Here is an 11168-nt window from a genome sequence, read left to right as displayed (position 1 = left end):
CCAATAATAATTATAGGTAATGCATTAATTCATATATACCTAACTTATGCAAATTTTGTTTTTTATGAAAAAAAGACAATGTTTATTTCGCTTGCAACACTGCTAGCTCTTATTGTTAATGTTATCTTTAATGTCTTGTTTATCCCTGTTTATGGTATCGAGGGTGCTGCATGGGCTACAGTTATTGCTTATGCTTGCATGTGCTTATCACATTATCTGCTTTCTACTTATGTATTGAAGCTTAACTTTCTCAGCATAAAGTTGTTCTTTTTTTATATTGTTGGTCTTCTGTTTTCCTATATCATTTTTGTGAAGCTCGAACAGATTATGTCATATTGGATGATGTTGGCTTTTAAGGTTTTATTAACTATCTTTGTTTTGATTTTAATTTGGAATAAGAAAAGTAATTTGGAGTTTGGTTAGGTGGTGGCTTATTATGTTTTTTTCTTAACGTTGACTTTTTTGGTTTTTTTTGAGTTAAACTTGAAGTCAAATTTAAGGGATGTAATTTCAACTATCGCTTTTGTTCTAATTTCTATTTTTGTGGCGGGTAGATATCAACTTGGTATTGATTGGTTGTTTTATTCGGATTTTTACGAAGATCCTAATTCTACTTCTTTATTGATTGAACCAGGGTATTTAATGCTTTCAAAGTTTTTTTCTTATTTTAATGTGCCATTTGTTGTTTTTTATACGATGATTTCTATATTTGGGGTTGTTGTTATTTATAAATTTTTTAACAAGTTGTCACCTTACCCTGTTCTTTGTTTGCTCTTGTATTTTTTAACATCTTTAGCGTTTACGTTCGAAGCTCTAAGGCAGAATATAGCATTGTCAATAATATTATTGGCAGTTTTGTTTTATATTAAAAAGAGAACCAGTTATTATTTTATTGCTGTTTTAATAGCTTCTTTTTTCCATGTTTCTGCACTGTTGATGTTAGTAGTTCCTGTTGTGGTTAAATCTAGATATTTGGTGAAGTATGCGATACCATTATTGTTTATAGGAATGCTCTTAGTTGTTTTAGATATATCATTGATTCGATGGGTGTTCGAGTTCCTTCACTTGATTTTTAATAATGGCTATTCTGCGAAGGTATTACATTACTTATCGGAAACCGAGGGTGTTAATGCTCTTACATTTAGTCTTGTTATTAAAGTTGGTCTGTTCATTGTTGTTTATTATCATAAAGATAAGATTAGTACCGCAATGAGTCACAGGTTGAGTCTTCAAGAATTTGACAAGTTGTTAGGTTTCCTTACCTTGTTCTTGTTAATGTCAGTTTTTTTGGCTGACACTGGAACGTTAATGTCACGTATAGCAAACTACTTTATTCCTATATACTCATTGTTCCTCTCTTATTTGGTTTTTATATATGTAAGAAACTTCGACAGAACGGTAATAGGTTTTTTAATCGTGGCAATTTTTAGTCTGTCATTTTATAGGTTTACTCTAAACTCTTACTTTATTGAACAGTATCTACCTTACCGTAATGTGTTAACCTCTTCTAGTTTACCAAGTAATATTGATGATCGAAAAAGGGTTGATTCTATAGACTTGCACTGGAGCTCTAAATAATGGCGAATATGGTATGAAAGTACTAATAAATGCAGCAAATTTACATGTAGGTGGTGGAGTTCAAGTTGCTGCTTCTTTTCTTTTTGAGTTAAGTGATTACCTATTGCATGGCCAAAAAAGTGCTGAGCAATCTTATGCGGTTTTATGCTCTTCTGAGGTATATAAACAACTTCCTGTCGGGTTTGATGAGTCTGTTTTTGATAGTTTCTCTATTATCAATATTTACGGATTAAAGCAGCCTAATAAAAATATTAAGGATAAGTTCTCTCAGTTTGATGTCTGCTTTACTGTATTTGGGCCACTATACTTTACTCCTAAGTCTGGCGTCCATATCTGTGGTTTTGCTCAAGCTTGGATTGCTTACAAGAAAAACTTAGCATTTAAGCAATTATCTTTTTGGGAGAGGATCAAATCGTTTTTGAAATTTGAGTCACAATGGTATTTTTTCAGAAAGGCAGATCAGCTTGTCGTCGAACAAAGTCACGTAAAGCAAGCTTTGATTACTCAACGCGGAATGCTAGCAAATAAAATTGATGTCGTTGATAATTGTATTTCAAGTATTTACAGGACTCCTTCACTTTGGGAGCCTTTAGCAAACAAACTACCGGATGAAGAAGGTGTAATCTCTTTGGGCTTTTTAGGCCGGGCTTATGCACATAAGAATTTGGCAATTCTACCTGCTGTTAATGAGTTGCTAGCAAAAAAATACGGTCTATCGATTCGGTTTGTTTTCACTCTAACTAACGAGGAGATGGAAGGGCTAGGGTTTGACTTATTACCAAATTTTCATACGATCGGTTCGATAAGTAACGCACAGTGTCCAAGTTTTTATCAGTGGATTGACGCGTTGATTTTTCCTAGTTTGTTGGAGTGCTTTTCTGCGACTCCGATAGAAGCTATGGTTATGAAAACCCCTGTGTTTGCTTCTGATCTTCCTTTTGTTCGAGGAGTTTGTGAGGATGCTATATTTTATTTTGACCCTTTAAATGCTGATTCAATTGCCCAAGTAGTTGCGGCTAACATTAGCACCCCTTCGTCTTTACTTGAACAGGTAGAAAAAGGGTACTTGAAAGTATTGAATATGCCTTCTGCTACCGAGCGCAGTCATAAGTATATTGAGTTAATTACTCTACACAGTTCAGAAAAATAGGTTTTGTATGTTTAAAGATAAAGTTTTGTTGATTACAGGTGGTACTGGCTCATTTGGTAATGCCGTTTTAGACCGATTTTTAGATACTGATATCAAAGAGATCAGGATTTTTTCTCGTGATGAAAAGAAACAGGATGATATGCGCAAAAAGTACAACTCATCTAAGTTGAAGTTTTACATTGGTGATGTCCGTGATTACAACTCTATATTGTCTGCTACGAGAGGAGTTGATTTTGTTTATCATGCCGCAGCGTTAAAGCAAGTGCCCTCTTGTGAGTTTCATCCGATGGAAGCGGTGAAGACAAATGTATTGGGCACTGAGAATGTACTTGAAGCGTGCATCATGAATGAAGTGTCTCGCGTTGTGTGTTTGAGCACAGACAAAGCCGTTTATCCTATTAATGCAATGGGTATTTCCAAAGCAATGATGGAAAAAGTAATCGTAGCTAAATCACGTAATGTAGATCCAGAGAAAACCGTTATCTCAACAACTCGCTACGGTAATGTTATGGCGTCTCGAGGCTCTGTTATTCCTTTATTCCTGCGTCAAATAATGAATGGTGATGCTATCACTATTACAGACCCTAATATGACTCGTTTTATGATGACTCTGAACGACGCAGTAGACCTTGTTTTACATGCGTTTACTCATGGTATCAATGGTGATATTTTCGTTCAAAAAGCTCCGGCTGCGACCATCGATGTTCTAGTACAAGCGTTGAAAACGATTACCTCAAAACCAGAGCATGAAGTTAATGTTATTGGTACTCGTCACGGTGAGAAACTATATGAGGCATTGTGTAGCCGCGAAGAGATGTTTGTTGCTGAAGACCAAACTGGATACTATCGTATTCCCTCTGATAATCGAGACTTAAATTACTCCCAATATGTAGAAGAAGGCGAGCAAGATTTAAGTGTAATTGAAGATTACAACTCTCATAACACAGACCGTTTAGACGTAGATGGCATGATTGCATTGCTTCATAAATTAGACTTCATCGCTGATATTGAAGCGGGTAGCGTTATTGTTCCAGAAGGTGTGTAATGAAAATCTTAGTAACAGGATCTAATGGTTTTATTGGTAAAAATCTGTGCTTTCAGCTGGAAGAGCAAGGCTTTACCGACATCATTAAAATTGGTCGCGATGATTCGGTTGAGCAGCTAAATGACGCGCTTGCGCAAGCCGATTTTATTTACCACTTAGCTGGAGTAAACAGACCAATAGTAGAAGATGAGTTTAAATACGGAAACGCAGACTTAACATCTCATATTGTTGCAACGTTGAAAAAGCTTAATCGTTCAACGTCAATTCTTTTAACGTCTTCAACTCAGGCTGAATATGCTAATCCTTATGGTGAAAGCAAAGCGTTAGCTGAAGAGGCTGTGAGTGAATATGCAAAGCAGTCAAAGGCTAACGTGTATATCTATCGCTTGCCGAATGTGTTTGGTAAGTGGTGCCGTCCAAACTATAACTCTGTTGTCGCAACATTTTGCTATAACGTAGTGAACGATTTACCGATTACGGTAAACGATCCAGATGCTAAGGTAAACTTAGTCTACATCGACACGGTTTGTGAGCATTTTATTCATCACTTAACTAATGATGAACCAAGTGGTGAGCAGTCGATTAAACCTATTTATCCAACCACCGTTGGTGAAATAGCTAACACATTACAAGTGTTTAAAGAGAGCAAAAAATCACTGATTACAGAAAATGTAGGGGCAGGGTTCTTGCGAGCACTTTACTCGACTTACATTAGTTATTATTCACCTGAACAGTTCTCTTATACTGTGCCTGCTTATACCGATCCTCGTGGGGCTTTTTGTGAATTATTAAAAACGAAAGAGGCTGGTCAGTTTTCTTTCTTTACTGCCCATCCTGGTATAACGCGAGGCGGTCACTACCATCACACTAAAAATGAAAAGTTTTTGGTCATAAAGGGTGAGGCGAAGTTTAGATTTGAGAATATCGTAACTGGTGAACGTTATGAGCAAGATGTAACTGGCGATGATTATACTGTAGTTGAGACTGTGCCTGGTTGGAGTCACGATGTGACAAATATTGGTGAGTCAGAGCTTATTGTGATGTTATGGGCTAACGAAATCTTTGATCATGAAAAACCCGACACATTTGCCAAATTACTGTAATTAGGAAAAGAACAATGAAAAAACTAAAAGTAATGTCAGTAGTGGGGACTCGCCCTGAAATCATTCGTTTGTCCCGGGTGTTGGCTATGTTAGATCAACACTGTGAGCATGTATTGGTACATACTGGTCAGAATTATGACTTTGAACTGAATGAAGTATTCTTTAATGATTTAGGCGTACGAAAACCGGATTACTTCCTTAATGCAGCTGGTAAAAACGCTGCAGAGACAATAGGCCAAGTTATTATTAATGTCGATCGAGCCTTAGAAGAAATCCAACCCGATGCCATGTTGGTGTTAGGTGATACTAATTCATGTTTGTCGGCGATTCCTGCTAAGCGACGTAAAGTACCAATATTCCATATGGAGGCTGGTAATCGTTGTTTTGACCAACGTGTTCCTGAGGAAACAAATCGTCGCATTGTTGATCATACCGCGGATATTAATTTGACATATAGTTCCATCGCTAGAGATTATTTATTGGCTGAAGGGCTACCTGCTGATCGTGTGATTAAAACAGGTAGTCCAATGTTTGAAGTGCTTAATCATTATATGCCTCAGATTGACGCATCGGATGTGTTATCCCGTTTGGGGTTACAGCAAGGTCAGTTTTTTGTTGTAAGTGCTCACCGAGAGGAAAATGTTGACTCACCAAAACAATTGGCCAAGTTAGCTGAAACACTTAATAACGTAGCTGACCATTATGGGCTACCTGTAATTGTTTCTACTCACCCTAGAACCCGTAATAGAATTGAAGCTCAAGGTATTGAGTTCCATAAAAATATTCAATTACTGAAGCCTTTAGGGTTTCATGACTATAATCACCTACAGAAGAACTCCAAAGCCGTACTATCAGATAGTGGCACGATCAATGAGGAATCTTCGATAATGAACTTCCCAGCTCTGAATTTGAGAGAGGCTCATGAGAGACCTGAGGGCATGGAAGAAGCTTCTGTAATGATGGTTGGTTTGAGCGTCGAGCGAGTCATGCAAGCTCTTGAAATTTTGGAATATCAACCTAGCGGTCATGAGCGTTTGCTTCGCCCTGTTTATGATTACAGCATGCCCAATGTGTCAGATAAGATGGTGAGAATCATACATTCTTATACGGATTACATTAAACGAGTCGTTTGGAAAGAATACTGATGCGTTTAGCTTTAATTATTGACGATTACCTTCCCCATAGTACTCGCGTTGGAGCTAAGATGTTTCATGAGTTGGCTCTTCAACTCAAAGATAATGGGCATCAAGTTACAGTCATAACTCCTGACTCTAGTCAGCTTTCCTCTTTTGTGGAAAGTGATATTGATGGCGTCCAGGTGTGGAGCTTTTCAACCGGAGAAATAAAAGGCGTAAATAAACTAAAGCGTGCAATAAATGAAAGTTTGCTCTCTCTGAATGCGTGGAAGGCTATTTCCAGTAAGGTAAGTAAGACCACTTTTGATGGTGTCGTTTATTACTCGCCATCGATATTCTTTGGCGGTTTGGTTAGAAAAATTAAACTGCGTTGCGAATGTCCTGCGTATTTAGTGCTGAGAGACTTATTTCCTCAATGGGTTATTGATTCAGGGATGATCGAGTCAGGGTCCTTGATTGAACGCTACTTTCGATATTTTGAAAAATACTCTTATGACCAAGCGGATATGATTGGTGTAATGTCTGAACGGAATCAACAAGTGTTCAATGACATGTTGCCACTTGACTATCCTACCGAAGTTTTAAGGAATTGGGCTGCTCTCGAGCCTTACAAAGGTAAAAGTTCAGATATAAGACGTAAGCTGAACCTTGAAAATAAAGTTATCTACTTTTATGGTGGGAATATAGGTCATGCTCAAGATATGGCTAACTTATTGAGGTTAGCTAAATCAATGAAATTTCATACAGAAGCTCATTTCTTATTTATTGGTCAGGGGGATGAAGTTGAATTGATTAATAACATGGCCGAAGACTGGGAGTTAGATAATTTTTCTTACTTGCCTTCAGTGAGTCAAGATGAGTTTAAAGCTATTTTATCTGAGGTTGACATAGGGCTTTTCTCGTTATCTCCAGCACATACAGCGCATAATTTCCCAGGAAAGCTACTCGGCTATATGGTTCAATCATTGCCTATCTTAGGGAGCGTGAATCTAGGAAATGACCTAATGGATTTACTACATGAAAACAGTGCGGGTCTAATTAGCGTAAATGGTGATGACGGTCATTTGTTGGAAAATGCGATAAAACTATATAAGAGTGAGAAATTAAGACAACAAGTTGGCGAGATGGGGTATGAGTTATTGAAAAATGAGTTTTCTGTATCAACGATAGCATCAACAATAACTGGACAATTATCTATCCGCCAATAAAGTGGTGTGACATCTGCTAGATGTTGTTTTGCATAATTTGTTATTCATTAACTTTCAGCATTGATCCAGGCACTATATTCCTCAGTAGACACAAAAGTTATTTTTAACATAACATTTGTGTCTACTGAGGCTTTCGCTAAGTATTATTAATTCTGTTTTTTTATCGAGCGTAGAGACCTTATAGTAGCTGTAATCTTCCACACATTACTTAGTAATAATAGGTAGATTGAAAAGAACCCTAAAAATACGTAAAGCATAATGTATTCAGGTACTCCAACCATTTCACTATAAATTCCAATACCAGCATATAGACTAGCTATTGAACAAATTACGATTAGAGTTTGCGTGGACGTAAGTCCTAGTCGTTGAAAAATATGGTGTAAATGTTCACGATCTGGTTTGAAAGGAGAGTCTCCTCGTCGAATGCGTCTAATCATGATCGAAGCCATATCCATCAATGGTACGGCTATAAGCCATAGTGCTGTTACTGGTCGAAGAGGTGGTTTAGTTCCGTTTTGGCTAGAGAGTAATAGTAACCAAATAACAGTAAACCCAATAAGCATACTCCCGGCATCCCCCATAAACACTTTTCTTTTTCGGCCAAATGCGCCTAAGTTCAATAATATATATGGGACAATGACTACAACTAGAACAAGACAAATGTAAGCTAAACTGAATTGGCCATCATAGTTCAACATTATTCCTAGACCACCAAATGTAACTATGGACAAGCCTCCAAGAAGCCCATCAATACCATCGACCATATTGAAAGCATTTATAGCACCTACCACAGCCAGTACAGTGACAAAATAGCCGAACCAACCAAGAGTTACCACTTCGCCAGAGCCAAAGATGTCTCCAATAGTAGTTAGTTCAATACCCCCTAACACCATCATGGCAACCGAGAGACCAGCTTGGATAACGAAGCGAAGTTTAAAGCTTAAGTCAAATTTATCATCTAATGCACCTATACCAACGAGTAAGAGAATACAAACAGCATAAAGCTCGGTGTTTGGTAGAATATTTGGATTATTAAATAAAAAGTAAAGTATTGAAATGCAGATCGAAATCCCTCCAACTAGAGGAACAGCTCCGTTGTGCAGTTTTCGGTCATTAGGTTTGTCTACTAAACCGATCTTCTTAGCGAACTTACGCATGACAAACATGGTTGCAAGAGAAAAGAAAAATAGAAAAGAGAGATCAAGAAAAGGAATGAGCACAGTAAAGCCTAATAATTTATGTTGTCATGAATTTTAAAGTAATTAGGTTCTAGATAAAAGAGTAACACTAAATCTACGTGATCTACTTATGTTAATCATCATAACTGATAGCAACGTAAGCCAGAGTTTGTTCAATATCATGTAAATAGGGCTATGGGAGTTTGTGGTTTTCAATACAAGGTGAAATGCAATACGATGCACCTTGTTTGGAAGCCGGACTGCTAAAAGTTTACAAATCACACAACATAAGTGAGATGTGCTGTGATAGTATCTCATTGTTATTAAATTTGATGTTTTGAGAGATTTAAAGTGAATCCGCAATCACAACCATACGCCGCTATGAACCAGACAACATCCACGAGAAATCATGAAATAGACTTTCGCGAGCTTTTAAAGGCATTGTGGGATGGTAAGTTAATTATATTTTTAATTACTACTTTTGGTACCCTTGCTAGTGTTATTTTTGCACTGTCAGCTCAAGAGTGGTGGTCCTCAAATGCTAAGATCACAAAGGCTCAACCTCAAGATATTGCGGCATACCATCAACAAGTTAAGCAATTTCAACCTGTTTTCAATGTTTTTCAAGAAGACGGAACTGTTTTGGTTAGCAAAGAATTGGATGAGTTGGGAGATTCTAGAGTTCTATTTCAACGGTTTGTGAACGCTTTCAATTCTACTAACAACAAGCGAGTTTTTTTGGATGGCAGCGTAGAATTTCAGCAATTTAAGTCTAACTTCTTCTCAGGCAGCTCAGAGATAACCGAAGATTCCGTTAGGTCTTTATACTCAGGTTGGTTTAACAGAATTACTGCATTCATAGCAAATAAAGGTGATCGCACTTCACCTTACTTTGTCAACTTCCAGACAACTACTAAAGAAAGTAGTTTTGACCTGCTAACGTCTTATATATCCTTTACTGAAGCTCAAATTAACCAAGACGCATTTAACAACTTACAGGCGGTTATAAACGGCAAGAGGAATGAGTTGGTTCAACAAAAGCGAATGTTAGAAACTCAGGCGAAGAGCCAGCTTTTGGTCGAAACAGAGCGGACTCGGTATGCTTTGGGAATAGCACGAGCTGCAGGAGTAGAACATCCCATTCAAACGGGAAATGAGAACGAAATATTTGGTATCGATTTAGGTTTTAAAGGCTTGGAAGCAAAGGCTAAAACGTTAGAATTATTAAAAAATTTGAGCGTTATTGAACCTCGTTTACAACAGATCGAAGCTAAATTGGATATGTTGAACAATCTAAAAATAGATCGTGATGTTGAATTTCAAACCTTTCGTTTCTTAGAGAGTGTGGAGAAACCTATTACTCGAGATAAGCCTAAACGAGCTCTGATTGTTCTGATTGGCATAATACTGGGTGGATTATTTGGTGTCGCGATTGTGTTAATGCGTTTTTTATATAGGAAAGGGTATTAGTTTTAAGTTCGAGCTAGTAGTACTTGACTATTAGCTTTTCTTTAAATGAGGTGTCACTAACAGAAGCAATTACCTAAATGATTCATTAAAGGTATTGCTTATGATTTATCCATTTACTTGATTGTGGTTATTATCTATGATGATCAATCAGTTGTTTAAGCTGAGCAACTGATTGAGGGTGTAAAACTTACCCTCTACATATAAACGTTTATATTAATGGAAATCATTATGAAAAAGATGGCTCTAGCAGCTGCATTAGCAGTTAGCTTCTCAGGTGCTGCATTCGCAGCAGAAGAAACAGCGGCAGCTGGTTCAAGTACTGGTACAGCAGCAGGCACTGGTGCATCTGCAGCAGCAGCTGGCACAGCAACAACCGTTGCAGTTGCGACAGCAGCAGTAGCAGCAGCGGCAGCAGTAGCCGTTGCTTCTAACGAAAGCGGCGCAACAACAACTACTACTACTAACTAATTTATTGTTAGAGTATGTTCAAAACCATTTTGTGTGAAAGCATAAAGTGGTTTTTTTATATCAGATTTTCATATTGGACATCAGCAACAAGATTGCTAGGAAGCAGAACTCATCATGCTTAAACCTCTAATCATATCCCTTGGTCTTTTTCTTGCTGGTTGTTCTCAGCAGTTTCAAGACGTCAATTCCACTTTTGATGAAGCCTTTTTTGGAAGCTCTGATGTTGAGCTGTCGAAGGAATACATTCAAAACTTACCTTATTCGAGCATTTATGCAGAAGTGAATGACCAAGGTAAAATCTTCATGGTCTTAGCGTACGTCGGTGAAAACCCGCAAACGGGCGCAGAACAGTTAAAGTGGATGTCTTCTGACAAAGCGATGATCGTCACTGAAAATGGACGTGTCGTACAAACGCTGTTGCTTCCTTACGAAAACCTTTCTGGTTTGGCATTCCAACCGTTAAATACATTCTCTTCTGGAAACAATTCGTCAGCAGATTCTTCTTCTGCGTTTGATGTGTCTGCCAACCCCGGAGCTCAAAAGTGGCAAGCGGTTTACGACTGGCAACCTAACTATCGATTCGGCTATAAAGCGAACATCACCCGAACGTATGCGGGAAATGACACGGTTGAAACTCCGTTAGCGTCTATCGATACCAAGAAATTCCAAGAAAAAATTCAATTCCCAATATTAGAACAAGACATCACCAACGAATATTGGGTCGACAGCAAAGGCAAAGTGGTAAAAACCATACAGTATTTAGGCCCTGATATGACAAGGCTTGAGTTAACCGTCCTTAAGCATTATCAAAGCAATTAACGAACAGGGTAAT

General features: G+C 37.8%; 11 protein-coding genes. 10 read left to right on the top strand and 1 reads right to left on the bottom strand.

Annotated elements, in window-relative coordinates:
- The 7 genes from AB4507_RS02525 to AB4507_RS02495 form a co-directional block, all read left to right on the top strand.
- A partial coding sequence (locus AB4507_RS02525; RefSeq protein ID WP_372182175.1) for a polysaccharide biosynthesis C-terminal domain-containing protein occupies window positions 1-423 on the top strand: 423 nt, incomplete at its 5' end.
- Window positions 424-483: 60 nt separating this feature from the next.
- Window positions 484-1578 carry an EpsG family protein gene (locus tag AB4507_RS02520; RefSeq protein WP_371725396.1) on the top strand — a complete coding sequence of 365 codons (1095 nt, stop codon included), beginning with the start codon at window positions 484-486 and terminating at the stop codon, window positions 1576-1578.
- A 13-nt stretch (window positions 1579-1591) separates the two neighbouring features.
- Complete coding sequence (locus AB4507_RS02515) at window positions 1592-2728, top strand: glycosyltransferase (RefSeq protein WP_371725397.1); 1137 nt, start codon at window positions 1592-1594, stop codon at window positions 2726-2728.
- A 7-nt stretch (window positions 2729-2735) separates the two neighbouring features.
- Window positions 2736-3773 (top strand): polysaccharide biosynthesis protein, encoded by a 1038-nt coding sequence (locus AB4507_RS02510; protein ID WP_371725398.1) that lies wholly within the window; start codon window positions 2736-2738, stop codon window positions 3771-3773.
- Window positions 3773-4876, top strand: a complete 1104-nt coding sequence (wbjC, locus tag AB4507_RS02505) for a UDP-2-acetamido-2,6-beta-L-arabino-hexul-4-ose reductase (protein WP_372127687.1) — start codon at window positions 3773-3775, stop codon at window positions 4874-4876. The genes AB4507_RS02510 and wbjC overlap by 1 nt, the downstream gene beginning before the upstream one ends.
- A gap of 14 nt (window positions 4877-4890) precedes the next feature.
- Entirely contained in the window at window positions 4891-6021 is a 1131-nt protein-coding gene (wecB, locus tag AB4507_RS02500; protein WP_371725401.1) for a non-hydrolyzing UDP-N-acetylglucosamine 2-epimerase, read from the top strand.
- Window positions 6021-7220 (top strand): glycosyltransferase family 4 protein, encoded by a 1200-nt coding sequence (locus tag AB4507_RS02495; RefSeq protein ID WP_371725402.1) that lies wholly within the window; start codon window positions 6021-6023, stop codon window positions 7218-7220. Before wecB ends, AB4507_RS02495 begins: the two co-directional genes overlap by 1 nt.
- Window positions 7221-7366: 146 nt before the next feature.
- Here the strand turns inward: AB4507_RS02495 and wecA are convergent, their stop codons facing one another.
- Window positions 7367-8440 carry a UDP-N-acetylglucosamine--undecaprenyl-phosphate N-acetylglucosaminephosphotransferase gene (gene wecA, locus AB4507_RS02490; protein WP_372182173.1) on the bottom strand — a complete coding sequence of 358 codons (1074 nt, stop codon included), beginning with the start codon at window positions 8438-8440 and terminating at the stop codon, window positions 7367-7369.
- A 339-nt stretch (window positions 8441-8779) separates the two neighbouring features.
- Here wecA and AB4507_RS02485 point away from each other — a divergent pair, with 339 nt between their 5' ends.
- The 3 genes from AB4507_RS02485 (at window position 8780) to AB4507_RS02475 (ending at window position 11155) form a co-directional block, all read left to right on the top strand.
- Window positions 8780-9868 (top strand): LPS O-antigen chain length determinant protein WzzB, encoded by a 1089-nt coding sequence (locus AB4507_RS02485; RefSeq protein WP_371725412.1) that lies wholly within the window; start codon window positions 8780-8782, stop codon window positions 9866-9868.
- Window positions 9869-10096: 228 nt separating this feature from the next.
- Window positions 10097-10336: a hypothetical protein gene (locus AB4507_RS02480; RefSeq protein ID WP_022570926.1), complete on the top strand. Its 240-nt coding sequence runs from the start codon at window positions 10097-10099 to the stop codon at window positions 10334-10336.
- A gap of 114 nt (window positions 10337-10450) precedes the next feature.
- Entirely contained in the window at window positions 10451-11155 is a 705-nt protein-coding gene (locus AB4507_RS02475; RefSeq protein ID WP_372127682.1) for a YjbF family lipoprotein, read from the top strand.
- The last annotated feature ends 13 nt before the right edge of the window (window positions 11156-11168 follow it).

It is taken from the genome of Vibrio sp. 10N.222.54.A3, from assembly GCF_041474095.1.
In the GTDB taxonomy this organism is placed as follows: Bacteria; Pseudomonadota; Gammaproteobacteria; order Enterobacterales; family Vibrionaceae; genus Vibrio; species Vibrio crassostreae_C.
This window is presented reverse-complemented; position numbering and strand designations above follow the sequence as displayed.

Bases quoted from the DNA above. Each gene is read 5' to 3' on its own strand.
- AB4507_RS02475 (WP_372127682.1), top strand. From the start codon at position 10,451: ATGCTTAAACCTCTAATCATATCCCTTGGTCTTTTTCTTGCTGGTTGT.
- AB4507_RS02485 (WP_371725412.1), top strand. From the start codon at position 8,780: ATGAACCAGACAACATCCACGAGAAATCATGAAATAGACTTTCGCGAG.
- AB4507_RS02495 (WP_371725402.1), top strand. From the start codon at position 6,021: ATGCGTTTAGCTTTAATTATTGACGATTACCTTCCCCATAGTACTCGC.
- AB4507_RS02480 (WP_022570926.1), top strand. From the start codon at position 10,097: ATGAAAAAGATGGCTCTAGCAGCTGCATTAGCAGTTAGCTTCTCAGGT.
- wecB (WP_371725401.1), top strand. From the start codon at position 4,891: ATGAAAAAACTAAAAGTAATGTCAGTAGTGGGGACTCGCCCTGAAATC.
- AB4507_RS02515 (WP_371725397.1), top strand. From the start codon at position 1,592: ATGAAAGTACTAATAAATGCAGCAAATTTACATGTAGGTGGTGGAGTT.
- AB4507_RS02510 (WP_371725398.1), top strand. From the start codon at position 2,736: ATGTTTAAAGATAAAGTTTTGTTGATTACAGGTGGTACTGGCTCATTT.
- wbjC (WP_372127687.1), top strand. From the start codon at position 3,773: ATGAAAATCTTAGTAACAGGATCTAATGGTTTTATTGGTAAAAATCTG.